This is a genomic window from bacterium, assembly GCA_013360215.1.
Taxonomy (GTDB): Bacteria; CLD3; CLD3; order SB21; family SB21; genus JABWCP01.
Window position 1 is genome coordinate 174812 of the sequence record JABWCP010000005.1, and the last position, 25624, is coordinate 200435.

23 protein-coding genes and 1 tRNA gene are annotated in these 25624 nt (G+C 45.5%); 15 read left to right on the plus strand and 9 right to left on the minus strand.

All coding sequences use genetic code 11. From position 1 onward, the window contains the following. Positions 1–189: 189 nt before the first annotated feature. A tRNA-Ala gene (locus HUU58_05310) sits at positions 190–263 on the minus strand. A 448-nt stretch (positions 264–711) separates the two neighbouring features. After that, positions 712–1284: a GNAT family N-acetyltransferase gene (locus tag HUU58_05315; protein ID NUN45082.1), complete on the minus strand. Its 573-nt coding sequence runs from the start codon at positions 1282–1284 to the stop codon at positions 712–714. Between the two features lie 243 nt (positions 1285–1527). Between HUU58_05315 and rpmG the strand changes: the two genes are divergently transcribed. The 5 genes from rpmG to HUU58_05340 all read left to right on the plus strand — a co-directional run bounded on the left by rpmG (position 1528) and on the right by HUU58_05340 (position 5597). Beyond that, positions 1528–1713 carry a 50S ribosomal protein L33 gene (gene rpmG / locus HUU58_05320; protein NUN45083.1) on the plus strand — a complete coding sequence of 62 codons (186 nt, stop codon included), beginning with the start codon at positions 1528–1530 and terminating at the stop codon, positions 1711–1713. 28 nt (positions 1714–1741) lie between these two features. Beyond that, positions 1742–1945 (plus strand): hypothetical protein, encoded by a 204-nt coding sequence (locus tag HUU58_05325; GenBank protein ID NUN45084.1) that lies wholly within the window; start codon positions 1742–1744, stop codon positions 1943–1945. Positions 1946–2118: 173 nt separating this feature from the next. Then, positions 2119–2943, plus strand: coding sequence for a phosphatidate cytidylyltransferase (locus HUU58_05330; protein ID NUN45085.1), 825 nt, complete (start codon positions 2119–2121; stop codon positions 2941–2943). A 55-nt stretch (positions 2944–2998) separates the two neighbouring features. Next, positions 2999–4609: a hypothetical protein gene (locus tag HUU58_05335; protein NUN45086.1), complete on the plus strand. Its 1611-nt coding sequence runs from the start codon at positions 2999–3001 to the stop codon at positions 4607–4609. Positions 4610–4613: 4 nt separating this feature from the next. After that, positions 4614–5597 carry an ABC transporter permease gene (locus tag HUU58_05340; GenBank protein NUN45087.1) on the plus strand — a complete coding sequence of 328 codons (984 nt, stop codon included), beginning with the start codon at positions 4614–4616 and terminating at the stop codon, positions 5595–5597. A 7-nt stretch (positions 5598–5604) separates the two neighbouring features. Here the strand turns inward: HUU58_05340 and HUU58_05345 are convergent, their stop codons facing one another. From HUU58_05345 to HUU58_05355, 3 genes are all read right to left on the minus strand, one after another. After that, on the minus strand, positions 5605–6168 hold the full coding sequence (locus HUU58_05345) for a hypothetical protein (GenBank protein NUN45088.1): 564 nt from the start codon (positions 6166–6168) through the stop codon (positions 5605–5607). After that, a complete protein-coding gene (locus HUU58_05350; protein ID NUN45089.1) occupies positions 6165–9242 on the minus strand; it encodes a T9SS type A sorting domain-containing protein in 3078 nt (1025 codons plus the stop codon). Before HUU58_05350 ends, HUU58_05345 begins: the two co-directional genes overlap by 4 nt. Positions 9243–9309: 67 nt before the next feature. Beyond that, positions 9310–10263 (minus strand): RluA family pseudouridine synthase, encoded by a 954-nt coding sequence (locus HUU58_05355; protein ID NUN45090.1) that lies wholly within the window; start codon positions 10261–10263, stop codon positions 9310–9312. Positions 10264–10340: 77 nt separating this feature from the next. Between HUU58_05355 and HUU58_05360 the strand changes: the two genes are divergently transcribed. From HUU58_05360 to HUU58_05375, 4 genes are read left to right on the plus strand one after another with little or no spacing between them, the layout of a single operon-like run. Then, positions 10341–11090 (plus strand): hypothetical protein, encoded by a 750-nt coding sequence (locus tag HUU58_05360; GenBank protein ID NUN45091.1) that lies wholly within the window; start codon positions 10341–10343, stop codon positions 11088–11090. Continuing rightward, positions 11087–11671, plus strand: coding sequence for a nicotinamide mononucleotide transporter (locus HUU58_05365; GenBank protein ID NUN45092.1), 585 nt, complete (start codon positions 11087–11089; stop codon positions 11669–11671). The genes HUU58_05360 and HUU58_05365 overlap by 4 nt, the downstream gene beginning before the upstream one ends. 21 nt (positions 11672–11692) lie before the next feature. After that, positions 11693–12265, plus strand: a complete 573-nt coding sequence (locus HUU58_05370; GenBank protein NUN45093.1) for a pentapeptide repeat-containing protein — start codon at positions 11693–11695, stop codon at positions 12263–12265. A 23-nt stretch (positions 12266–12288) separates the two neighbouring features. Then, a complete protein-coding gene (locus HUU58_05375) occupies positions 12289–12870 on the plus strand; it encodes a DNA-3-methyladenine glycosylase I (GenBank protein NUN45094.1) in 582 nt (193 codons plus the stop codon). A gap of 57 nt (positions 12871–12927) precedes the next feature. Here HUU58_05375 and HUU58_05380 read toward each other — a convergent pair whose 3' ends face one another. From HUU58_05380 to HUU58_05390, 3 genes are read right to left on the minus strand one after another with little or no spacing between them, the layout of a single operon-like run. After that, complete coding sequence (locus HUU58_05380) at positions 12928–15144, minus strand: GWxTD domain-containing protein (GenBank protein NUN45095.1); 2217 nt, start codon at positions 15142–15144, stop codon at positions 12928–12930. Beyond that, entirely contained in the window at positions 15113–16435 is a 1323-nt protein-coding gene (locus HUU58_05385) for an amino acid permease (GenBank protein NUN45096.1), read from the minus strand. Before HUU58_05385 ends, HUU58_05380 begins: the two co-directional genes overlap by 32 nt. Before the next feature lie 21 nt (positions 16436–16456). After that, a complete protein-coding gene (locus HUU58_05390) occupies positions 16457–17584 on the minus strand; it encodes a Rieske 2Fe-2S domain-containing protein (protein NUN45097.1) in 1128 nt (375 codons plus the stop codon). Between the two features lie 191 nt (positions 17585–17775). Between HUU58_05390 and HUU58_05395 the strand changes: the two genes are divergently transcribed. From HUU58_05395 to HUU58_05420, 6 genes are all read left to right on the plus strand, one after another. Beyond that, positions 17776–18144: a c-type cytochrome gene (locus HUU58_05395; protein ID NUN45098.1), complete on the plus strand. Its 369-nt coding sequence runs from the start codon at positions 17776–17778 to the stop codon at positions 18142–18144. Between the two features lie 131 nt (positions 18145–18275). Further along, entirely contained in the window at positions 18276–18626 is a 351-nt protein-coding gene (locus tag HUU58_05400) for a hypothetical protein (protein NUN45099.1), read from the plus strand. Between the two features lie 689 nt (positions 18627–19315). After that, positions 19316–20521, plus strand: coding sequence for a citrate transporter (locus tag HUU58_05405; GenBank protein ID NUN45100.1), 1206 nt, complete (start codon positions 19316–19318; stop codon positions 20519–20521). 167 nt (positions 20522–20688) lie between these two features. Beyond that, complete coding sequence (locus HUU58_05410) at positions 20689–22071, plus strand: tetratricopeptide repeat protein (GenBank protein NUN45101.1); 1383 nt, start codon at positions 20689–20691, stop codon at positions 22069–22071. A 48-nt stretch (positions 22072–22119) separates the two neighbouring features. Further along, positions 22120–23976: a tetratricopeptide repeat protein gene (locus HUU58_05415; GenBank protein NUN45102.1), complete on the plus strand. Its 1857-nt coding sequence runs from the start codon at positions 22120–22122 to the stop codon at positions 23974–23976. Positions 23977–24061: 85 nt separating this feature from the next. Continuing rightward, positions 24062–24541, plus strand: coding sequence for a nuclear transport factor 2 family protein (locus tag HUU58_05420; protein ID NUN45103.1), 480 nt, complete (start codon positions 24062–24064; stop codon positions 24539–24541). 5 nt (positions 24542–24546) lie between these two features. Here the strand turns inward: HUU58_05420 and HUU58_05425 are convergent, their stop codons facing one another. Continuing rightward, positions 24547–25410, minus strand: coding sequence for a 3-hydroxyacyl-CoA dehydrogenase (locus HUU58_05425; GenBank protein ID NUN45104.1), 864 nt, complete (start codon positions 25408–25410; stop codon positions 24547–24549). Positions 25411–25624: the final 214 nt, after the last annotated feature.

Sequence of the window (25624 nt, forward strand, 5' to 3'; positions counted from 1 at the left end):
CGTACACAATCCGTTTCTGTAATTCAACTTGGGATATTGATGCTAGCCATAGCGATGCTTGAACAAATTAAAACACGTGCTACTGATATGCTCTGCGAAGATTAATATGCAGTATGATTTTTCGTTGGCAACACATAAAATAAAAAACCAATAAACTTCTTTGTTCATTGGTTTTTATTATTTTCGACGTGGAGCTGAGGGGGATCGAACCCCTGACCTCATCATTGCGAACGATGCGCTCTCCCAAGCTGAGCTACAGCCCCAATACAAAACAATTTCAAAGTTACATTTAAAATTTACCAGATCGAACCACTGACCTTCCCGCCTTCAAGCGGGACGCTCTCCTCACGCCCACGGCGTGAAACTACAGCCCCGATACAAAAAGCGGGACGCTCTCCTCACGCCCACGGCGTGAAACTACAGCCCCGATACAAAACAATTTCAAAGTTACATTTAAAATTTACCAGATCGAACCACTGACCTTCCCGCCTTCAAGCGGGACGCTCTCCTCACGCCCACGGCGTGAAGCTACAACTGCATTGCAAAAAAATTTCAAAGAAATTTACCAACTAAACCCACTCAACATCCTGCTTTCGCATCGGGATGTCCTCTAAATCTGAACTAAAGTCAAAAAAACTATTTTAAAAACGATAACTTATTATTCAACGATGGCGCAATCTAAATGACGGCATGTAAAAATACAATGAATTTTTACAGCTTGGAGAAATACTCATGCCGCAACAAACTGTATAAGTAATGATCCACCCGTCGACCTTGGATATCAAAATATTCACGCATAATACCCTCGCGATGAAAACCCAATCGCTCCAGCAAACGTGAAGATGCCATATTTTCGACAGAACATTTGGCCTCAACCCGGTACAAACGGGCTTCGTAAAATATTTTTTTCAACACAAGCCGTATCGCTTCCGTCCCGTAACCGCGCCCCTGAAAAACGGTCGCAATACTGTATCCGATTTCACCGATTTCGTGTTCCCAAGAACGTATCGTCAACGTAATCCAACCGATGGGTATACGATCTTCTGTTTTTTCTATGATCCACTGAAACCGTTCACGGTTATAATCGGGTAAAACATTGGACTGCGAACGTAACAAATCCTGCTCTATCGTATCCACGGTGACCGTACGCAATGGCTGATGCGCTCTTACCGTGGCCTCATTGCGCCATATCACCATCGTCGCCGCATCTTCCGGATAAGGATCGCGCAATACTAAGCGTCCTGACTCACTTTGTGAAGGGGCATGTTCTGCAAAATCAATCATCTTTCAGTTACTCAAACCAATTTTGTAAAATGTTAATCCGTCGAAATCTAAAACGCATCAAAAAATACAATTCTATATAACTAATCGCAAGATTAAGCTTATCAAAATCACCTAAACCCATAAAAAACAGTGCGTGAAAAATCAATATTATTACTTGACAAACGAAAGCTTTTAATATATATTTCTGCCCATTTTGGATAGAATATAATTTTATTATAAACATAGTCTTTTGGAGAGTTCGTCATGGCAAAGTCTAAAGGCAATCGCATCGTGATTACGCTGGAATGCACATCCTGCAAAGACAGCGGTTTGCCCGGTATGTCCCGTTATACCACGGAAAAGAACAAAAAAAATAATACGGAACGCCTTGAAGTAAAAAAATACTGCAATGTAGAACGTAAACATACCCTGCACAAGGAAACCCGTTAATAAGCATTTTTTGTAAAGGAGCTTTGCCATGGCAAAGAAACAAACATTTGTTGATAAAACCGCTAAAGTCGCAGCGTATGCTGAAAAAGTAAAATGCGAAGCCTGCAAACAGGAATCTGTCGCATCGTACGCCAAATTCGTAGAATCTAAAGTATCGGAAAAAACCGGTGCATGGAAATTTTTGGAACGCAAAGTAAAACTCTGCGGTAACTGCGGCACCATGATCGCCTGATCTATTCAAATTTAGTTTTTAAAAGCCCGTATCGGTTGACGATATGGGCTTTTTTTTTAATGCATTGCCGGGTATTTTACTTGCCATTCCTTATACGGCGATCTATATTTTGATGCACATCACATAATTTTATTTTCAATCAACGGTCTTGTACATCAAACAACGAGGTTTATGTGAATTCAGGACTCGCCCGCATCGTGGTCGCGATTGTAGCTTTGCCTTTTGTCATCGCCGCCATCATTTACGGTTCTTGGTATTTTTTTGCACTGATGGGTACTATACTGCTCATCGGCATATCCGAAATGCTAAATCTGCTTCGCCACAAAAACAGTAAACCGCAAACTTTCGCTGCTTTTCTTTGGGGATTGATTTTTCTAGGACTCACGTTTTTCGGTAAAACCGAGCTATTATTACCCGCCTTTTTTATGTTTGCAATATTTGTCATGACTGTGGAATTGTTTCGTAACACCGGCTCGGATATGATGAATATGGCGGCCACATGGATGACCGTTTTTTATCCGTCGTTATTGATCGGATCGATGATTTTACTCCGTAATACCGGCGGCGCGGAGAGTCATAGCGGCGCTCAATTAGTGTTTTTGGTTTTTTTGAGCATTTGGGCATGCGATACATTTGCGTATTATGGTGGCCGAATGATGGGTAAAAATATATTTTTCGAAAGGGTCAGCCCTAAAAAAACATGGGAAGGCGCCATTACCGGTTTTTTTGGTGCATTGATCGGCGTATGGCTCGTACGCTACGTATATCTGACGCTTGACATCCCTTTCATTATGAGTTTGCCGCAAACATTGGTAATCGGTTTTTTGGGCGGTACATTCGGACAGATCGGTGATCTTGCCGAATCTTTGATCAAACGGGATGCCGGCGTCAAAGACAGTGGCGCTCTGCTTCCCGGGCACGGAGGCATTCTGGATCGGTTTGACAGTATGATGTTTGTCGCACCGCTCACCTATGTTTATGTCACTTATTTTGTTTAATAACTCTATGCGCCGGTGGCTGATTGTTTTGGCGATTATCCATCTGACGGGATGTATGCCACACACACCCTCGGACGGCGGAATAGCAACCATCGCTTTGTCATCCGATCCTGAAACGCTAAGCCCTCTTTTTGCTACGGGTACCAATTCTTCCGCAGTGATTTATTTTTTATACCCGGACTTGGTAGAATACGACTTTAATGAAATCACCGGACGCGACACCAATCTCCCATCATTAGCAAACTCCTGGACTATTTCGGATGACTATTCTACGGTGACTTACCATTTGCATACGCATGCACACTGGCAGGACGGAAAAAAAATCACGGCGCATGATTTTGCGTACACTTATCGTTTGTACTTCGATCCGCAGATCGGAAGCGCAAGACGAACACGAAGCGATATCGTACAAACCCGTGACGACGGTTCGATTGATTGGGAAAATGTAATTCGCACGCCGGATGACTCCACGATCGTATTTCATTTCAAAAAAAACACGCCACATCACCGTATGACCGAATGGGCACAACAGACCCCCATTCCCAAACACGTGCTGGATACAATCCCGCCTTCGCGTATTCGTACATCCTGGTTCAATCAGAAACCGGTGAGCGGAAAACATTTTATCTTGGAACGATGGGAACGAAAACAAAACCTGATTCTCAAACGCAATTCGGAATGGACGATACCCGACAAAGCACATCTTGATCAGATAGTGTTTCGTATTATTCCCGATATGACCACACGCCTTATCGAATTACAATCCGGACGTGTGGATGTCGTCGAAGGTGTTAACCCGTCCGATGCCGCCGAACTGCGCAAGCAATCCCGTTTTCGAATCGAACGTCAATCCGGGCGCCGCGTCGAATTTGTCGGATGGAATCATATTGATCCATCGCCCTATATTTCCTCCGGAACCATAAAACCGCACAAATTTTTTTCCGATCAACGTGTACGCAAAGCTTTGAGTTACGCGATTCATCGCGCAGAGATCACACAAAATTGGTGTGGAGAATATGGTCAAATAGCATCAGGTCCCGTATCGCCGGTTTTCCGATGGGCATACAACGATCAACTCCCGGAGATGACCTACGACCCGGATTCGGCACGCATTATCCTTCAAAGTGCAGGATGGGCCGATCATGACGGTGACGGTATTCTAGATAACAACGGAAAGCCTTTTCAATTTACGCTCACCACCAATACCGGCAATCCACGCCGCGAGTTTATCGCACAAAAAATCCAATCGGATCTTTTGCGCATCGGCATCAAAATAGAAATCCAGATGCTTGAAACGGCGGCCTTCAATGCTGCGCTGCGTGAGCGAAAATTAGACGCATTCATCACCGGCTACTCGGTCAACATGAATCTTGACCTGCAACCGCAATTCGGTTCCGATCTGAAAAAAAATACATTTAACGCATCAGGTTATCAAAGTGCTGAAGCGGATAGTTTACTGAATGTTATCTACAACGCAGCTGATCGTTACTCTGTAGCCGACGCTTATCGCGCATTGCAATCCGTTATTTACCGCGATCAACCTGTAACTTTTTTATTTTGGTATGATAATTTGACTGTGTTTAATAATCGTGTCCGCGGCACACACGCAGACATCTATTCGCCATACCACCGTTTTTGGGAATGGTATATCGAAGAAAATCCATAGCTGTATGTTGAGATTTATATTAAAACGCGTGCGCACGGCGATCCCGATGATTTTCGGATTGCTCACGGTGACTTTTTTTTTAATACGATTAGCGCCCGGCGATCCGACATCACTTTTTATTGATCCATCGATAGATCCGCAAGCGGCTGCTCAACTTAAAGAAAACCTCGGCCTTAATGATCCTTTACCCGTTCAATACGGAAAATGGCTGGGTGTCATACCGCCGTTTGAAGGTTTATTGCAAGGCGAACTGGGTATTTCATTTAGCAAACAAATACCCGTTGTAGAAGTGATTTCGGAAGCACTAATCAATACGCTGATCCTAACCGTTGCTGCTTTGATTGTGGATATTCTTGTCGGCGTCGGGCTCGGCGTTATATCGGCGTTACGCAGGGGTACGGCTTTTGACCGAATGACAACTGTCGTAGGTTTATTTTTTTATTCGATGCCGCATTTTTGGTTGGCGCTGGTTTTGATTATGATTTTTTCACTTTATTTGGGCTGGTTCCCGGCTTCGCAAATGCATAGCATCGGTTACGAAGTGTGGCCTTTCTGGACACGCGTGCAGGATTTGCTGGCGCACATGGTGTTACCGGTTTTTGTGTTGGGGATTGCTTCTGCCGCTTCGACGATTCGTTATGTGCGCAGTAGTATGTTGGAAGTTTTGCAGCAGGACTATATCCGCACGGCGCGTGCCAAAGGATTGCCGGAGTCTACGGTGATATGGAAACACGGTTTACGCAACGCATTGTTACCTTTGATCACGATCATCGGATTATCGTTTCCATTTTTACTGGCGGGCGCTGTCGTTACGGAAGTTGTTTTTGCGTGGCCGGGGATGGGACGGGTTATTATTGATGCGATTTTTGCACGGGATTATCCGCTGATCATCGCCAACACCATGATGGCCGGCGTATTAGTTATCCTGGGAAATCTTTTAGCTGATATATTGTATGCAGTAGCCGACCCGCGTGCACGTGCGGAATAATATTGCTTTAGTGTGCGGTACCCAAAGCCTGAAGTTTTAATGCGATGACTTCCGCTAAATTGGCCGCCTCCATATTCGGAGCAAACGTATCATCCAATGCCTGAATTCTGTTAACCGCCCCCGGATAATTTCCCAACTGATAATAACAGCTGGCCTGAACCCATATCAGATCTTTATGTGTCACGCTGCGATCAAGCGAGAGTTTGAACTCCGGTTTTTTTCGCAACACAAAGGCCGTTTTATCCAATGACTGCAAAAGACTCCCGGAACCCCACAGCGTAACACTCCAACCGGCATATCCGTCCGGTATCGAATCCAAAGCTGCTTCTGAAAAATATACATTCGCCGTATTCAGATCGTTGAGTCGCATCGCGGACCAACCCGCACCAACACGCGCCGTCGAACCTTCGGTCGCGATCAAACTTTCATAACGACTTAGTGCTTCTTCATAATCACCGTCTTCAAACAACTGTTGCGCCTTTTCGATAGCCGTTTCATCTTTGGACGGGCAACCTGTAATCCAAAAAACGGAAACCAATAAAATCAAATAGCGGATAGATAAAGTTTTCATTTTACTAAAACCATTCTGCGTGTTTGTGTGAATGCGCCCGAACTTAAACGATACAGATATACGCCCGAAGCTACCGCGAGGCCTTTTTCGTTTTTACCGTCCCAAATTGTTTCAAAATTTCCAGCCGGTTTATATCCGCTGAAAAGTGTTCGCACTTCCTGCCCGAGCATATTATAAATTTTTAACGTCGTATGTCCCGGTTGTGAAATCGCAAAACGAATGGTCGTGGACGGATTAAACGGATTTGGATAATTTTGATCAAGGGCAAATGTTTTCGGTTGCACGATATATTCGGGATCATAAAACACCGCGATACGTACATTTTTATGAATGCGTGTTTCAACCGCGCCAAAGCGACCTTCTCCGGAAAGGCGTTGCCATTGATGATTTTCATAAGCATAGACACCGATACGCCCTTCATCAAAATTTTCATCCGCCGCACGCAACGCGCTTAGATGATCCTGATATCGGACATGCACGGTAACTTCGGCTGAGGAAGCCGTATTCAGCACATTCACCGCATCCGAAAGCGGGCGCAACAACATCGGGACATTCCCGGTTTCAGCTTGATCTAAAACAAGATATCCGCGTTGATTACCTTCAAAAACAAAATTACTGTAGGTTGTTTTTTTGTCCAAAGAAACTACCGTGTAACTTCGTCGAATCGTATCCTTATTTCCGGCAAGATCAAATACTTCACCCACGACCGGTATTACACCGACAGATTCGATGCTGTAGTCGCCGAAATACACTCCGTTGTTTGACTCGATATCAATCACCTGTCCGTTGGCGGTAAGCGCGGCCGAAGCGATGGTTTCGTTACTTCCCAATGCAAACCGAATACGCTGAAGTAACGGCGAAGATAATGCCGCCAGATATGCCACCGGCGCCGTATTGTCCTGCACTACGACACGGAATGTATCCGATACCGTAAATTCACCGTCGGAAGCAATGATGCGTACGGAAACGTTACCAAAAAAATCCGCTGTACTGCGCAAATACAAGGAATCATTAGAAATCAACGGGTCTACCCCATCGGCAAATTTGACGAACGAAAAAGTCAGCGCGGTATGGTCCGCATCATAAAATACGGTTGAAAGTTTTTTGATCAGAACCTTACCGAAATTTTGCGGCAGCGTCGTATCCGATATTGTCGCCAAACGCACGGGTCTGTCGTTAACCGGTACAATTTGCAAGACCAGCGTATCCTTGGCTGACAAATCAGACAGATCCGTAGCTGAGAGATACAATTCCATCGAACCGGTCGAATCCTTTAGCGGCGTAACATACAACGTATCGCCGGAAATCGCTGCGACCGATTTGCTATTGGAAAGTAATACACCATACGTGACGGGTTCCAAATCCGGTTCCGAAAAAATCATCGGCAGATACAAAATCGCCGTACGGGCCGCATCCTCTTGTACACTCGTATCACGGGCTGCAAATATTCTACTCGGCGCATCATTGGCTGCTGTTACGGTAAAAAAAACAGTGTCGCGGATTTCCGTGTTGCCATCGGATACACGGATTTCAAGTGAAGCGCTTCCAAAAAAATCTCTATCCCCTTCCACGTACAACGAATCGTTAAGGATATAACCCTCGACGCCGGCATTTACTACAAAAGAAGAAAAATCAATCACACCATCATCCGGATCACTATAATAATCTGGCAAATAAACCATCGCACGATACGAAAAATCCTCCGCAAAACTGGTGTCCCGCAACAGCGACGTACGCGCCGGCGGATCGTTGATCGGAATGATTTGAAGTTGGAATGTGTCGCGATTGCTCAAAGGCGTGGGATCGGAAGCTTCGATGATGACCTGGCTCTGACCGTTGAGGTTATTTTGTGACAAGGCATACAAACTGTCACCTGAAATACTCAACGCAACAAACGGAGACGGCGTATGCACTGAAAATGTCATTGTTTCACCATCCGCTTCATGAAACACCAATGGCAGATAGGCTAACAATTGTTTTCCAAAATCCTCTTGTAAATTTTTCGGCCCGATCGGAGTAGCTACTTTCGGCGCATCATTTTGTTGCGTTACCGTGACAAGGAGCGTATCGTATGCAAAGTTACCGGAATTATCCTGCGCTTCAACGATCACTTCAAACAGACCGGATGAATCTTCAGATGAAAAGAACTCCAATGTGTTACCGGTGACCCACGCATCCGCTCCCGATACCAATGTACCGGCAGAAAAAGTAAGCGAACTATTTTCCGGATCGGAAAAAATATCATGGAGGTTCGTTATGATCGTACGAGTGCCGCTATCTTCTGCAAATGTAGTATCCCGTATCATTTGTATCCGTTCGGGCGAACGGCTCAGCGTCGTCTGTTCACCGACAGCCGCGTCTGTCAAATAATCCGCATCACTCCCCGTGCCGTTATACGTGAAAACAGAAAAATAATATTTTACTCCACGCGATAATCCGCTGATACTCACGGACGTTCCGCTGCCTGCAAAAACAGCGTAGGTATTACCGCCAAGATCCGTGCCGCTGCCAAACGTCGAATTCGCTGTAATACTTTGACCGTCATTGGGTGCAAGCTCGATGAGCGCATCGGCGCGGACAAGTACCAAATGATAGTCGCCGTCACCACCCTGCCAAGCGATGGTCATCGCCGAAGAATCAATCCCGCTAAATACGACATCCGATGGCGGCAATGTCGGTTCACTGAATGCGCACAAACCCGTTACGGCCAGTGTCTGTGTAACACCGCTTTCATGTACGATCACACTGTCATACGATCCGGTAACCGAGGGCGCAAAACGCACATAAATTGTCGTAAGCTCAATTACCCCGCCGGTTTCAGGAAGTGTAATATTGGAACCAAACACGCCTCCGCTGGTTGTAGAGATTTCAAATCCATGCGGCGCATGTATTAATAAAGAACCGCTCAAACCCGTAGCCGACACGGCATACGAAAACTCATCAGAAATCGCACCGGGCGCTGTAACCGGAAACGGTTGCAGGTCCCCTGAAAGTGAAATTTCCTGAGCCGACAGATACGAACGAAGACCGCCCGCAAAAAACATTACAAATAAATACACTCGAATGTAGCGCATGCGAATTAGTTATCCGATTTACGACTGTGACAATTATACAAAAAAACAACCTATTCGGGCTAAAAAATTATTTTATCAATTGAAGAACGGCATTAAAATCATCCGGCAGCTCCGAATCAAAGCGCATTATTTTTTTAGTTGTCGGATGAATAAAACCCAGCGTTTTGGCATGCAGCGCCTGACGTGGTATCAGTTCTAATATATTTTCAGCGTGCTGTTTTTTCTTTTTTTCTCCGCCCGCCAAATTCGGATTATCTCCGCCATACGTTTTGTCGCCAAGTATCGGATGACCGATATAGTTCATATGCACGCGGATCTGATGCGTTCGCCCGGTTTCCAGCTGGCATCGAATCAATGAAACGCTTTCGTACGCCGTTATCAATTCGTAATGCGTGATAGCGTTTTTACCTTCTTTAGTCACGGCAAATTTTTTTCGATCCTTCGTACTCCGACCGATCAGAGTTTCAATCGTATCTTTTTTCTTTTTGGGTTTACCCCATACCAGCGCCCAATATTCGCGCTCGATATTATGATCTTTAAAAAGTTTACTCAGATGACGGTGCGCCCGATCATGTTTGGCAACTAATAAAAGACCGCTGGTGTCTTTATCAATACGATGCACTATACCCGGACGCAACTCACCGTTGATACCCGACAAATCCTGCACATGATGCAGTAAGGCATTGACCAGCGTACCGGTATAATTAGCATACGCCGGATGAACAACCATGCCGGCCGATTTATTAACCACCAAGATATCATCATCTTCATATACCACACGAATAGGAATATCTTCGGCTTGCGCTTCGACTTTTTCCGGCAAAGGTAATATTACTTCGATCCGATCGCCCGGGCGTATCATATACGATTTGGCAACAAACTTACCGTTGACACTGACCATGTTTTCCGACACCAGCTGTTGCGCGCGCGAACGTGAAAGATTTTCGATCGCGTGGGTCACAAAGTGATCAAGACGTTTGGGGCGTTCGTTGGCCGGTATATTGAACTGATACTTTCGCATGCTTTCAGGAATTCGCCGTTGAATGAATGCCGTTAATTGTGTAACATAGTCAAAACAATTCTGAATTTCAATTTGCTGTGGCACATTACCCGGTTTATTTTTCCGACTCTACCCTTGCGTTACACCGCTCGGATTATCACTCCCTTTTTGGCAATGATGCACCTGTCGTACAGGAAACCGCACGTATCCAGATCGGTGATACGGCCCTCACCGTCGCCGTGACATTATCCGACAGCAATGCGCTGTGTCTTACGCCACAAGATAGTTTTCGATTAAAACTTAATCCCTCTATATTGACATCAACCCCGACACCGGATTTTCTAAAAATCATTGTTATGGTACATGCCCGTGGAAAAGAGACCCGCTTTAATGGTACCTTGCAATTGATCGAACGCGAACTTCTTTTGCAAAAACACGAAATGACACAGCTTAAGCTAATTCCCGGCCAAGTGGTTTTTCTTGCTGCGCGCAAAGGACGTGATACGATTTTTGGCGGTGTGCGCGTCATCGAAGTCAGCGGCGCCAATCGGGCCAGGATACCACGTGATGAAGCACAAGGCGCTCTTTTACAGGAGAACGATCTGCTTTACCTCACCGGGTTGGGTACGCCGAATTCTATTCCCGTTTCGGAAACACCGGCTTTACCCGAACGTTTTCTAGCGCTGGATCTGAAACCAGGAAAAAGCGGTACATCATGGATTACCGAAAAAGACGTGTGGCAAGCCATTCTCAAACACAAAAAAATCTGGGTCCCCAAAAATGCCCGCCTTACTCCGGCCGCGGCAGATCTCGGCAAATCACATCGCATTTTTGAATTTGAAGCATGACGCTTGATTGGTATGAAATTTTCGGATTTGTAACGGGTGTCCTGTGCGTCGCCCTCCTGATCCGTCAGAATATCTGGAACTGGCCGGTCGCTATCGGCAATGCCGTGTTCTATATTATCGTATTTTATAATGCACGTTTGTATGCCGATGTGGTGTTGCAGTTTTTTTTCATCGGCATCAATGCGTATGGTTGGATAGTCTGGCTGCGACGCGGACCTCAAGGTGAGACGCTGCACGTCAACTCAATGGATAAGGTCGCATGGCTTTGGTCTCTGTTGGCGATAGCGGCAGGCACGACTTCCCTCGGAGCATGGCTCCATTATAATACCGACGCCGCACTGCCGTATGCCGATGCCTTCGGAACGGCCACCAGTTTGACGGCTCAATTTTTGATGGCCCGAAAAAAATGGGAAAATTGGATTTTGTGGATCGCCATCAATATCTGGTATATCGGTTTATATTTTGTTCGGGACCTCTATCTTACCCAAGTCCTTTATGTGATTTATCTCGGCCTTGCCATCGCGGGCTTGATCGAATGGCGACGCGCTTTTCGCAACTCCAAGCAATCCCTTACCAACTAACTGTAACACAGGTACCATCTGATGCGCGAACAACAGTATGACTCGGAATCCTTTGTACAAATTGATTTCACCAAACAACGTATCGCACTGAATACCTACGATACCTGCACATTTGAACGATGCGATTTTTCGAAATCGGATTTGGCGGAAGTTTGTTTTTTAGATTGCCGGTTCATCGGTTGTAATTTTACTTTGTGCAGCGTGGGCAACACCGTCTTCGGTAATGCTGTTTTTCAAGAATGTAAAATGACGGGAATTAATTTCGAAAAAGCCAATACGGCGTTATTCTCCGCTTCATTTATCCAATGCGACCTCAGTTCATCCCTATTCACCAAAATAAAACTCCGTAAAACACAGTTTGATAACTGCATATTAAAATCGGTTGATTTTACGGGATGCGATCTGACCGATGCAAAATTGTCGGCCAGCGATCTAGCGGGAGCGCATTTTGAAAATACCATACTTGAAAAAGCGGATTTACGTACCGCGTTCAATTATTCGATTGATCCGGATATCAACCGCATACGAAAAGCGCGTTTTTCACAAAGCGGTTTACACGGTTTGCTTGAAAAACACGGAATAGAAGTCAGTTGAATTATTTAACCCGACCGAAAGTTATGACAACAACCTCGAAAACAAAAAAACAACGATGCTGGTGGTGCGGCGACGACCCTTTGTATTGCGAATATCATGATAAGGAATGGGGCGTACCAGTACACGATGATCAGAAAATATTTGAGTTTTTAATTCTCGAAGGATTTCAGGCCGGGCTGAGTTGGATAACGATACTGCGCAAACGCGATAATTTTCGCAAAGCGTTCAAACAATTTGATCCTAAAAAAGTGGCACGCTTCTCAAAAGCGGACGTCAGCCGTCTGATGCAAGACACCGGTATCGTGCGTAACCGACTCAAAATCGAAGGTGCGATCAACAACGCCAAATGTTTTCTCGAAGTACAAAAAGAATTCGGCACATTTGACCGTTATATTTGGTCTTTTACCGGGTATAAAACGCTACGCAATCCAAAACGCTCCCGCGAAAATATCATGGCCACTTCGCCGGAATCAGATGCCTTGTCCACTGATCTGAAATTGCGCGGTTTTAAATTTGTCGGTTCGACCGTCATTTATGCGCACATGCAAGCTTCCGGAATGGTAGATGATCATGTCAAAGGATGTTGGAAGCACAAAAAGCGCTAAAACTTTTTAATCGTTGCACTAACTCCACCTCGACCGGTTAACCCGAAGGTGGGTTATCTATTTCTTATTAACCCAAAAAAATCGCTCGGACGAAGCCGTCTGACCGGACAACAGATCTTTGACGGTAATCGTCAAAACGCATTCGCCTTCCGGCAATTCGCTGATATCAAATCCCACGTATTCCCGTTCTGTCGGCAAGGTTCCGGTTTTTTGTGTCACCGACGTGATCGTCGCTTTACTCCTACCAAAAAGTTTACCTACAGCCCGCGTTAAAATATTTCCGCGTTGAACCGGTGCCAACGTATAACTGATTTCGTAGGATGTCACGCCTTTTAGATCACGTGTCAGATTGTTAATTTCATAATACACCGACAGCGGTTTGCGGCCGGCAAAGTGATCGCCGGCAAAAGGCACTACACGTATACGTGTATCGGGTTTGATAAATTTATCTTCCAGCGAACCAACCGTCACCGAAACAGCCGGCTGAATATCACTGATGGATAAGTCGGCGGCGATAAAATCACGCACCTCCACATCAAAACGATACACCCCTTTGCGCTCGTTGTTATTATTAATCAGCTCAAGTCCTAGAATATACGTACCCGGTTGCAATAACGTACGCAACTCGTCTATAACAAAAAGCGGCGCGTCCCGATCGACAACGGCTATTTTAAATTCACGGTGAAGCGTAGTAATCTCTCTGTAGTTGGTGTCCAAAATACGCGCATTGGCAAATAGAAACGCCGTACTTGAGGAATCAGCTATACGCAAGGTCTGCAACTCACGGATCGGAATCATATAATAAAAATCAACGCGAGTAGATTTATTTTTCCCCTTAAAACACGCATACGATGCCGCAAGCGACACCGAAGGAATTTTGTCCAACGTTTCAGATTTTTGAAGACCCGGTTTATTCGTACCTTCGCGCCCCAAACGTATTTCAGTTTCACTGATAATATTTCGAAACGCATTACTACGGCTGCGTTCTACGGATATTGCATCTTCACGTGCCTGAAGCCGCGCGGCCGTCTGCTCGTAAAACGGGTGCAAGTTGCGACGTGCTTCCATCATCGCTTTAAGTTCCTGAAACTGCCCAGCCGCACTTCCCGACAGACTCAAAGCATCGGTCAACGGGCGCATTTCATAATAACCGCTGCCCGGATCTACAAAATCAAAATGTGCATTGGCGGATTCATAAACCCACGATTCGGTCCGGGTATCAGTATAAAAGTGATCGGGTTTGCCCATACGCATAAAAACTAATCCGCGTTCATCATAACCCGGAAAGGTGCGTCGCGCGTAATAGCGTTTTACATGACGCAAACGTTTATAATTTTCAGCAAGTTTAGCATTAGCCGAGTCGGCAAGATTGGGAGTCCGTTTTGACCAAAAGCGACGAAGAAAATCTTTTTTTGCATCGAGCGTATTCAATGTATTCCACTGCTCAAGTTCGGTTCGGGCCGCGATCGCCCACGCCTCTTCAAAAAGTTGATGTACCTGAGATTCATCCCGCAATGCATCGAGACCTTGAAAAAACAATCGTGTACCGCGTGCTGTTTCACCTGTTTCCAAGGCCACCTGAGCCATCTGAAGTTCAAACCATCCGCTGCTTTTTTCTGTACCTGCGGCATGGGTTAGAATGGAATTGGCCTCCGTAAAACGCTCCTGATCAATAAGAAGTGTACTATACGCTGTCCAAACCGATACAAACCAAGGGCCGGAAATGACACGAGGGTTTTTCATCATCCTCCGATAGATATTTTCCGCATAAACCGGTTCATCAGCCAACTTATGCACCTCGGCTAAAAAAAGTTGCGCCTCCGCATCTTCCGGATCGCGCTGCATAACGCGGTTAATCAGTTTTTTCTCTTTGGTGTCCGCGCCGCCTAAAAGCTGTTGCAAAAGTCTGGGCCCGGCTGACTGTGTTTGAAGTTGTTTGATGCGCGCGCCGACATACAGTTTGATCAGGACATTGTTTGTGGATGTATCTTCGATCACCGGCTTTATCAAATCAATAATCGCTTCATACGATTGCGTTTCAGTATACGCGCGACCCAAGGCCTCCATAATAGCCTGCGAAGAGGGCTCTCGTTCGAAGGCTTCCTTCAGCGAATCAATGCGCTGATCCGCCGGATTTTCATTTTGAGCATAGATCGGGGAGCACCACAAAAGCAGAGCCAACACAACAAGTGTAAAACGCATAAATGATTTTTTGGATAAGATAGATTGAAAGATAATAAAATTACCGACTTCGATGTTGATTCCAATACCCATACAACGGCAATCCGGTTATGATAATTCCCACACCGATCAATGATGAACGCAAATCTTCCATGACCGCATTACCGATCAAAAAAGCCGCAAACGCAATAAACACGATCGGAGTCCAGGGATAACCCCATGCGCGGTATGGTCTTTCGGTTTGCGGGTCTTTTTTTCTCAACACGATAACCGCCATGCACGCCATCGCATAAAAAAACCATGATGCAAATACGACGTACGTGGTGAGTTGCTCGAAAGTACCTGTGAATACTAATCCGCAGGACCAAACGCCCTGTGCGACAATCGATACCGCCGGTGTACCAAAACGCGGATGCACATCGCCGATTTTTTCAAAAAAACGACCCTCGCGGGCCATCGCGTAATAAATACGTGCACCGCTGAGGACAAATCCGTTATTGGCACCAAACATGGAAATCATGACCGATCCCGCGACAAAAGCTGCCCCTTCGGGTCCCATTAAAATTTTAGCCATATCCGATGCGACCAGCGAAGAAGCGCGCAACTGATCCGCGGGCAAAACATAAAGATACGCCATATTGATCAAAACATAGAGCCCGATGATGAGCGCGGTAGATACGACCAAAGCGCGAGGTACATTTTGTTGCGGATCACGCACTTCACCGGCCACATAGGTGATTTCGATCCATCCGTCAAACGCCCACAACACGGCAATCGTGGCAAGACCAAAAGCGCCGATCCAATGACCGGAATTTGGGTCAGAAAAAAGCGGCGTGAAATGTTCGACCGATCCGCCGGGCACTACGATCGGAATAATGATCAATATTCCGAGGGAAACAATTTTGAGCAGCGTCATGAAGTTTTGAACGGCCACACCAAAAAGGATTCCGACAACATTGATGGCGGTGAGAAATATGATGCTGGCAATCGCCACCGCTTTTATTTCATCCGGTGCAAACGGGATAAAATATCCGAGATACGTCGCAAAACCCACAGCTACGGCTGCAATAGAGCCGGTCATAATCACTGCGAAATTGGCCCATCCGTAAAGAAAACCCCACATCGGCGAAAAAGCGCGGCTGAGGTATATATAAATTCCTCCGGCCTTTGGCATCATCGCACCCAATTCCGCCAAACACAAGGCACCCAACATACTAACCAATCCACCGACGATCCATGCCGTCATGATCCAAACCGAACCCTGAAGATAACCCGCCACGGCCGCCGGTACAATATAAATGCCGGAGCCGATCATGCTGCCCGCATTGAGCATGATCGCATCCCACAACGTGATAGATTGTGCGAGTTCTTTTTTTTCTGTCATTCGCAGTTCGACTTAATCGCTTTAACGAGTATCTTGTGAAACCGTTTGATAGTTTTTTTTGAGTAGGTTTTGGAAATGATACACGCCGTTTTCACACTCTACCGAAAATCGACCTCGGTCATACACGTCCGATAGAAGTCCTTTGTGTACATGTTCGCAAATATCACAATCTTCTTTTTGTACTTTGTCACTATAGGCGATATCATCTTCCGCCACCGCTCGTTTGGCCTCCGTCGAAAGATCCGCGTAAAAATAGTCAAAGATCACATGACACCGTTCGTGACCGTCGGGTATGATACGATTGACCTGCAAACGTCCCGGTAAAATATTGAGCATAAAATTAGGCCAAACAAAATAATACAACGCCTCGCCTTCATTGGTCTTATATACGTTGCCCTCGTCGGAAAAAGGACTGTACTGTATCGAATAATATTCATACGTCTCCGTCACATACTGCGCATAGTCAAGCATGGACGTAAGTTCCGGATGAACGAATGGCAAGTGATAACCTTCCAGATAATTATCGGCATACACTTTCCAATTGGCGCGCACGGGATACACAATGCGCTTATAAAACGTGAGGTTCGAAAACAAGCGCCGCTCCAAGTCCGCATCATACGGCTTGCGCGATATGCGCTCTTGTGCACCTTGAAATAACTTGGTGAGCGGCATAGGATTTTTCTCAAGCGAAACGAAGACCAATCCACCCCACACATCCACCTGTAAAGGCACTAAGCCGTAATCCTTTTTATCAAAAAGATCTACGTAGTTCCACCGCGGGATGCCGCGCAACGATCCGTCGGTTTTATATGTCCATCCGTGATATTGGCACTGCAGGACTTTATTGCACGTACCGCGCGCATCGGTGACCAGGGGTCCTCCGCGATGGCGGCATACATTATAAAAGCCGCGAAGATTGTTTTCCGTGTCACGCAAAACCACTACCGGATTATCGGCCACCGTCGCCGTGAGGTATTGGCCCGCTTCCGCCAACTGCGAAACATGACCGACGTACTGCCAGGATTTAGAAAAAATATATGCACGATCCACAGCGTGAAAACGCGCATCCGTGTACCACGACGACGGTATGGTCGAGGCACGTTCTAAAGGTTCAATTAAGAATTGAGAGGCATCAAAATCAGGTAACATAGGAAATATCTTTTTTGTGCATGGCAATTATAGAAATGCGGGAATAAAGTACACGGAATCGCGGTTAGTCACAACAGATTTTCTTCGCTTCGCTGCATAAATTTTACCCTCTAGAAGTTAAGAAACAAATCAACTCTTGTGAAGCGGCTTGTTTTCCTTTATAATTGTCGAAATCTTTTTTCGGAGGTTACATGAAACGCAGATGGTTTATTTCTGTCATGACCGTACTGATCTTCGGATCGTGGTACGGATTTGTAAGCTGCCAGACCAACCGGCCTAAAAACATCAAAGTGCTTGATGAACTGAAGGACGCCACCATCGAAGAGATCAAAGAATCCATGCGCTTATACACCCTTTCTATGGGCGTCGAATGCGACTATTGCCACAATAAGGATGATTATGCGAGCGATGAAAAAAAGGAAAAAAATATTTCGCGCGATATGATGCGCATGGTCCGGGCGCTCAACGAAAGTACATTTAAAAACGCCAAAGAAAGTGTTACTTGTTATACATGCCACCGCGGCGCCGTAAAGTTAAAAAACATTCCGCCCGGACTGTAAATTCCAGATCCGATCATTTGTCAAAAAGTTGTAAAATCGTTTTCCGCTTTTCCGATTTCGCTTGACTTTCCACCCGTTTTACCTAATTTGAATTATAGGTACAGTACTTAAAGTAAAGACTTAACCATCGCATGATGCGGACTTTTTTACATACGGCATTTTCCAAAGCGTTGATATTAACGTATATCTTCATCGGATATCTCGCTATTACGACGACGGATACGCCGCAGTGTGTGATCTACGCCCAACATGTGATGCAGACCGACCCGACGACTGTCCCTTCATCGGTCACCATCAAGGTCTTTGCGGCACGCCACATACAGCCTGAAAAACAATCACGCTCAATAGCTTACGTCAGTCTTTTTGATTTCGTTATACCGCCGGCATGCGCAACGCTCTTACGTGTTGTTAAATCAACGCATTTAACGACGTACAACGGATTTTCCATAGAGCAGCCCGCCAGAGCCCCGCCCATCGCATAATTATTTCCTAAAACCAGCAGTACACAAAACAATCGCTTTTAAAGTGTGTGCATTCGTGTGTTCGCGATAAGCGACTACACCAATCGACATATTTTAATCGGAGGATATTACCTCATCCGAAAAAAGCCTTTGTGTACCGTATTTCATCATCTTTAAAAACACATAAGGAAAGATTATGTCAAACGCAGCTTCAACCCCCAAAACAGGTTATATCGCATTCGGTATTTATGTAGGCATCGTTGTTCTCGGTGTCGTGTCTTTTTGGATATTTGCTTTGACACGCTGACAAACTCAATGATAATCACATATTGCACGCGATCGTACGCCAATATCTTTTTGACGTACCAATAATCGTGTGCTCATTAAGCCACGAAAGTTCTATATGAAAACGCATACACAACTTACATCGGAAACCAAACCCAAAAGGGATTATTTATTTATTTCACTTATGGCTTTGATCGGCCTAGGTATTCTCTCATTTATTTTACGTTTAGCCGGATTGATTTGATCAACCGCTACATAATACATGAATCATTTTATCAGGAGAAGAGTGTATGTCTGAGGAATCCAAAGTGAACCGTCTTTTTTCAAGGCCGGTGATGATCGGAATATTTTCCGTTTTACTTTTTATTTCGGCGCTTTTGTTTGTTCGCGATCCGCTTTTCCAACAATCGTCAAGTGGACAATGGTTGTTTTTGAGCATTCCGGTCGAATTTATTTTGTTTGGCCTTACACTGCTGTGTGTTGCTCTGTTTCACCATTATGTTTTACAAGTGGCGTTGACAGGGCTTGCCGTCATTTTGACTTACAAATTAAGCTTTACTTCATTTGATGCCGTCGCGCACATTCATCACGAATGGGCGATTGTCGTTAATTTGCTCGGTTTGCTGGTAGGGTTCGCCATTCTTGCCAAACATTTTGAAGAATCGCATATACCGGAAATCCTTCCGAAGCACCTTCCCAATGGCATGGCCGGACCGCTGGTATTGCTATGCATCACATTTGTATTATCCTCTTTTCTGGATAATATCGCTGCGGCAATGATCGGCGGCACGATCGCACTAACGGTTTTTCGCGGTAAAGTGCACATCGGTTTTCTTGCCGCTATCGTCGCTGCAAGCAATGCCGGCGGCGCAGGAAGTGTTTTGGGCGACACGACCACGACGATGATGTGGATTGACGGCGTCAGCCCGTGGGATGTACTTCATGCATACTATGGCAGTATCGGTGCATTTGCCTTTTTTGCCATCGTTGCTTCAATACAACAGAACAAATTGCAAACCATCATCCGCGCTGAAGGTTCCGAAAACCATTCGATCGACTGGGGTAAAATCTTAGTCGTAGCTCTGATATTAGTCGGTGCAATTGCCACCAATATACTTCTTGATTTTCCTGCACTCGGCGTTTGGGTTGCAATTTTTATTGGCGCCTTTATCCGCAAAACCGCATGGCATGAAATACCCGTCGCGCTCAAAGGCAGCATCTTCCTGGTTTCTTTGGTGCTCAGCGCTTCCATGATGCCTGTTGATCAACTGCCGCCGGCCGCCTGGTTTACCACATTTATACTTGGATTCGTTTCCTCCGTATTCGACAACATCCCTTTGACCAAACTGGCCTTGGATCAAGGCGGATATGATTGGGGGGTTTTGGCTTATGCCGTCGGATATGGCGGATCCATGATTTGGTTTGGTTCTTCGGCGGGTGTGGCCATTTCAGGTATTTTCCCCAAAGCCAAATCCGTCGTGTTTTGGCTCAAAGACGGGTGGCATGTCGCTGTCGGTTATGTGATTGGCTTTTTTATTATGCTGGCTTTGTGGGGCTGGGAACCGCATGAAAACCACAAAACCGAAAAAAGCGAATCGCTTAAACAACCATCAACCGAACAAACGCATTAGATTCCTCTCCTCCTGATTCAGCGAATAGTCGGTGTTGCACTCAGCGCACCGGCTATTCAGCTTTTTGTAACACCCCCGTTACATGTAATTTAGCTTGAAAACGCCGCCTTACCTGTTTAATTTGCATGTGCATTTCCGGTTCTACACTTCACCGAGGAGTTTTATCCATGAAATCTCGTTTTGATTTTTTCATCATCGTTTTGTGCGTTTGCGGCGTAGTGACTTTGTCCGCTCAATCTGCTGCCGATTTAGTCCAACAGGCCAATGAAAAATTTTCATCCGCCGGTTCGGAGAAAGAATACAAAGAAGCCGCCGGAATTTATGAGAAAGCGGCCGCCGCCGATTCGACCCTGGCTATCGCATGGGCAGGTCTTGCCAAATCGCACGCCATGATCGGCAATATCGCTTCGCTGAACTACAAAGATGATCTGAAAATCAAACACTATAAAGAATCCGCTAAATATGCCTCCAAAGCCGGAAAACTGGATAAAGAAAACTCCGATGTGCAGACGGCGCTCGCTATGGTGTACCGCCAACTCAGCCAACGGGATAACTTGATGCGCGTTGCTCAGAAAGCGGTCGCGCTTGATCCCAAAAACGCCGAAGCTTATGACCTATGGGCTGATGCTTACTCCGAAGATTATTTTCCAAAAAACGCTAATATTGATTCTTCCATTCTCATTCGTAAAAAAGCCGTTGAAGCCAATCCGAACTTCGCCAAAGGATATCGCGGCCTCGGCGATGACTACGCATCCAAAGGGGATTTGGAACAAGCCGAGTCGTACTTTACCAAAGCTATCGCGATCAATCCGCAACACGCCGGTTCACATGATCGTTTAGGAAGGCTGTATTATCTACAGGGCGAATTTGAAAAAGCCAAAACCGAATTTAACACGGCTATCAAACTCGATCCGCGCTCGACGTTTGCCTATACCCATCTTGCGGACGTATTGGCCGACGAAGGAAATTTCAAAGAAGCGTTCCTCAAATTTACTTATGCTGTTGATCTCAATCCCAATGCCGCTTACGCACACGCCAGCCTTTCATGGATGTATCTGACGGCTAAAGACAAAAGTTTTCGCAATGTCGGGAAAGCCATCGAATACGGCGCTATGGCCGCAGAGTTAACCAATAACACCAACCCTGAGTTTTTAGCTGTGGCTGCAGAAGCCTATTACGAAGCCAGTTTTAACAAATCGGAACTCCGTGACTCCGCAACCAATCGTCTCAAAATGGCGTTGAGCATAGAACCCGACAACTTTGAATATCAGGAAACCTTGGGACGGATGAATGCGAAGGAAAAAAGCCGTGAATATGTTTACGCATGGAAGCGCGGCGAGCGGCTTTTAAGACATAACCGCATTAATGACGCCATCAATGAATTTATTACGTCCGAAGAAAAGAATGACAAATTCGTACCCAATCTGATCAGCTATGCAAAAGCGCTGAAGAAAAAAGGCGATGAAGCTACCATGAAAGTATATTTAGAAAAAGCACGCAAGGCGGATAAGGCCGGAAAATACACGGCTTTGATTTCGTCTGTGCAATAAACTTATTTCTATGTTCTAGGTTCAGTCTTAAAACAAAAGGTAAACCGTATGCGCGCTTGCATGAATTTGTTTTTTTTCGCCATGATGATTACCGCTTCGCTTTGGGCGCAACTCAAAGTAGCTGTGGTTCCGTTTTACAACGGTACCATGCTTTCCAAAAACGAATGGCTTGGTCATGGATTTTGCGAATCGCTCAACACCGATCTGAGCGAAGAAAAATCTGTCCTGATCATGGATCGCCCCGATGTGCTCGCTGAAATCAAAATGAACGGTTTTAAACTTCTGGACATGCTGGACGAACAGAAAGCCTTGACGGTTGCCCGTTCGCTGGAAGTGGATAAAATCATTATCGGTTCTTTTGACATTCCGGGTGGTGCAACGCCTTCGATCAAAGTGCAGGCGCGTTTCATAGACGTCAAAAGCGGTAAAGCGGATACTAAAAACGCTTACACCGCCGAAGGCAAGTATTCCATGACTAATATTTACGCGATGTACGGGCAGATCGCGGCGCGTGCGCTTGTTAGTTTCGGAAAACGTGCGGCGGATGAAACCGCCATCACCGGTAAAGGTTCGATCAATGTGGACGCTTACGAGCCATACATCAAAGGTATTTTGCAATATGACGAAAGCAGCACGGTCGAAGATTATTTAGCGTCGATTGCTCTATTACAACAAGCTATCAAAACCGACAGCAGCTTTGCCATGGCATACGCCGGCATGGCAAAAGCCTATGCCAAAATCGGCCGTATACAGGATATTAATTTTAAAGCTGATGAAAAAACCGAGAGTTATAAAAAGGCCTTAGATGCCGGTCTCAAAGCCGCCAAGCTTGATAAAAATCTTGCTGTAGCGTGGACGGCTCTCGCTCTCACGTATCGCGAACTGAAAGAACGCGATCAGTTGATCGAAGCGGCCCGCAAAGCCGTCGCACTCAAGCCCAGTCAATATGATGCGTACGATATGCTGGCCGACGCATTCTCTGCCAATTTTTTCCCCGCTCATAAAAATAACGACTCGTCCGTTTTTTATCGCAAAAAAAGCGTAGAGTACAATAATAAATTTGCCTCCGGATACCGCGGACTCGGGCGCGATTATTTCGACAAAGGGGACTACAAAAACGCCGAAGAGGCATACCAACGCGCCATCACACTCAATCCTAAACATGCGGGTTCCCGTGATCTGCTCGGTCAGGTATACACCATACAAGGCCAATACGAAGAAGCTAAACAGCAATTTCGCGAAGCCATAAAACTCGATGCCAAATCCGCTTTTGCTCATACGCATCTTGCCGACGTACTGGCGATGGAAAAAAATTATGCCGAAGCCGTCACTTCCTATCAGTCTGCAATAGCTATCAACGCCAAATTCGCTTTAGCGTACAACGGCTTGGCATGGATTTATATCGCGTCTAAAGATAAAACCTTACGTAATCCGGCCAAAGCCGTAGAAAACGCGCAAGCCGCCGTTCAGCATTCTGACAGCAAAAACGCTTCTTATCTTTACACGTTGTCCGAAGCGCATTTTTCCGCCGGCGCTCATGATGCCGCACTTGAGACTATCGGCAAAGCTCTCGCTCTGGATCCGCATAATAACGACTACGCCGAAGCCCAAAGTCGCATTACCAAAAAAGAAAAAAACAGTGATTATGTTTTTACACTGCGACGGGGTATGATGCTGATGAAACAAGGTCGACAGGACGAAGGTGTCGTCGAATTTGAAGAAGCGAACAAGCTCAGCCCCCAAAACGTCTACATACTTTTTACGTTAGCTAAATACTACGACAGCAAAAAAGAATTCAAAAAAGCGTTCGAATATTATTATCGCGCGCGCAGCTGCGACTGGGATAAAAAATATTCGAAATCCATTCAGGAACGAATGAATGAGCTGGCACCCTACGGAAATTAAAAAGCAGGATATTTAAATAAAAAAAAGCTGCCTGAAAACATCAGGCAGCTTTTTTAATATAATACATAAAAAAAGAACCAGATCTATGCACCCCAACGAAGAAATCATAAACCGATTCTACCAAGCATTTCAAAAAAAAGATTTTTCCGTCATGCAACATAGCTACCATAATGACGCTGTTTTTTACGATCCGGTGTTTGAACATCTGACGGCGGCGGAAGTGCGGGCCATGTGGGAAATGCTTTGTAAACGCGGAAAAGATCTGGTCTTGGAATATCGTATTATTCATGCCGACGACCAAAGCGGCTCCGCGGAATGGATTGCAACATATACATTTTCAGCTACCGGGCGAAAAGTGGTCAATCGTATTCACGCCGATTTCACTTTCCGCGAAAATAAAATCATGTCGCACAAAGACACGTTTGATCTTTACCGCTGGATAAAACAAGCATTCGGATTTTCCGGTGTTTTATTAGGTTGGACCGGTTGGATGCAAAATAAAATACGCTCCACCGCAAAAAACAACCTTCAGCGATTCATAGAAAAAAGTAACCCGGTGTCTTAAAAATATTACTTTTTCACATCGGGATATTCGTGCACACCCTTACCGGTTTTTCGACCAAGCCGTCCTGCTTTGACATACTGCACCATCAAAGGGCAAGGTTTGTATTTCTCACCGAGCGATTTATGCAAATACTCTAAAATCGAAAGCCGCGTATCCAAACCGACTAAATCGACCATTTCAAAAGGTCCCATCGGATGATTGAGCCCGAGCTTTAATGCGGTATCAATATCTTTGGCTGAACCGATACCTTCCTGTAGCATATAAAACGCCTCATTTCCGATCAGCGCATTGATACGGCTGGTAATAAATCCAGGCGACTCTTTGATCGTTACGATTTCTTTACCCATCGCTGTTGCGACATCTTGTGTCGCCTTTATGGTGGCCTCATCCGTTTCCAATGCTTTAATGATTTCGACCAGTTTCATTTTGTGCACCGGATTAAAAAAATGCATCCCGATACACTTTTGCGGGCGTTGCGTCACGGCCGCTATTTCAGTAATGCTGAGCGAAGACGTATTCGTTGCAAATATTGTTTCCGGTTTGCAGGTCTTGTCCAGCGTCGTATAAATTTTGATTTTTAAATCAATTTTCTCCGGAACCGCTTCAATAACGAAATCCGAAGGCGCGACGGCGGCTTCAAGATGCTGCTCGACGGATATACGGCTGAGCGTCGCCTCTTTATCCTGCACCGAGATTTTTCCCAGTTCGATACCTTTATCCAGGTTTTTGGAAATCGTATTCAGCGCTTTATTCAATGCGTCCAGCGACACATCATGTAAAATGGTTTTATATCCCGCCTGCGCGGCGACATGTGCAATGCCGTTTCCCATAATACCGGATCCGAGTACGGTGATCGTTTGAACAGCCATCGTTTATAATCTCCTATGTAAAATGTTTTTTAAGTGGTGCAATAATAGAACAGCTTTGTAACGGAAGCAAATAAAATATCTTGAATATTGACTGTCATGCCGGCACACTACACCTCCATCTCATTATTATCCCGCATGACTTCCGACATACCCCCGTGATGCGTCACGTGATATATTATCTCGTAATAAGGCGTTTTTTATGATAGCATTTCAA

Bases quoted from the DNA above. Each gene is read 5' to 3' on its own strand.
- HUU58_05315 (NUN45082.1), bottom strand. From the start codon at position 1,284: ATGATTGATTTTGCAGAACATGCCCCTTCACAAAGTGAGTCAGGACGC.
- rpmG (NUN45083.1), top strand. From the start codon at position 1,528: ATGGCAAAGTCTAAAGGCAATCGCATCGTGATTACGCTGGAATGCACA.
- HUU58_05325 (NUN45084.1), top strand. From the start codon at position 1,742: ATGGCAAAGAAACAAACATTTGTTGATAAAACCGCTAAAGTCGCAGCG.
- HUU58_05335 (NUN45086.1), top strand. From the start codon at position 2,999: ATGCCACACACACCCTCGGACGGCGGAATAGCAACCATCGCTTTGTCA.
- HUU58_05340 (NUN45087.1), top strand. From the start codon at position 4,614: ATGTTGAGATTTATATTAAAACGCGTGCGCACGGCGATCCCGATGATT.
- HUU58_05345 (NUN45088.1), bottom strand. From the start codon at position 6,168: ATGAAAACTTTATCTATCCGCTATTTGATTTTATTGGTTTCCGTTTTT.
- HUU58_05350 (NUN45089.1), bottom strand. From the start codon at position 9,242: ATGCGCTACATTCGAGTGTATTTATTTGTAATGTTTTTTGCGGGCGGT.
- HUU58_05355 (NUN45090.1), bottom strand. From the start codon at position 10,263: ATGCGAAAGTATCAGTTCAATATACCGGCCAACGAACGCCCCAAACGT.
- HUU58_05365 (NUN45092.1), top strand. From the start codon at position 11,087: ATGACGCTTGATTGGTATGAAATTTTCGGATTTGTAACGGGTGTCCTG.
- HUU58_05370 (NUN45093.1), top strand. From the start codon at position 11,693: ATGCGCGAACAACAGTATGACTCGGAATCCTTTGTACAAATTGATTTC.
- HUU58_05375 (NUN45094.1), top strand. From the start codon at position 12,289: ATGACAACAACCTCGAAAACAAAAAAACAACGATGCTGGTGGTGCGGC.
- HUU58_05380 (NUN45095.1), bottom strand. From the start codon at position 15,144: ATGGGTATTGGAATCAACATCGAAGTCGGTAATTTTATTATCTTTCAA.
- HUU58_05385 (NUN45096.1), bottom strand. From the start codon at position 16,435: ATGACAGAAAAAAAAGAACTCGCACAATCTATCACGTTGTGGGATGCG.
- HUU58_05390 (NUN45097.1), bottom strand. From the start codon at position 17,584: ATGTTACCTGATTTTGATGCCTCTCAATTCTTAATTGAACCTTTAGAA.
- HUU58_05395 (NUN45098.1), top strand. From the start codon at position 17,776: ATGAAACGCAGATGGTTTATTTCTGTCATGACCGTACTGATCTTCGGA.
- HUU58_05400 (NUN45099.1), top strand. From the start codon at position 18,276: ATGATGCGGACTTTTTTACATACGGCATTTTCCAAAGCGTTGATATTA.
- HUU58_05410 (NUN45101.1), top strand. From the start codon at position 20,689: ATGAAATCTCGTTTTGATTTTTTCATCATCGTTTTGTGCGTTTGCGGC.
- HUU58_05415 (NUN45102.1), top strand. From the start codon at position 22,120: ATGCGCGCTTGCATGAATTTGTTTTTTTTCGCCATGATGATTACCGCT.
- HUU58_05420 (NUN45103.1), top strand. From the start codon at position 24,062: ATGCACCCCAACGAAGAAATCATAAACCGATTCTACCAAGCATTTCAA.
- HUU58_05425 (NUN45104.1), bottom strand. From the start codon at position 25,410: ATGGCTGTTCAAACGATCACCGTACTCGGATCCGGTATTATGGGAAAC.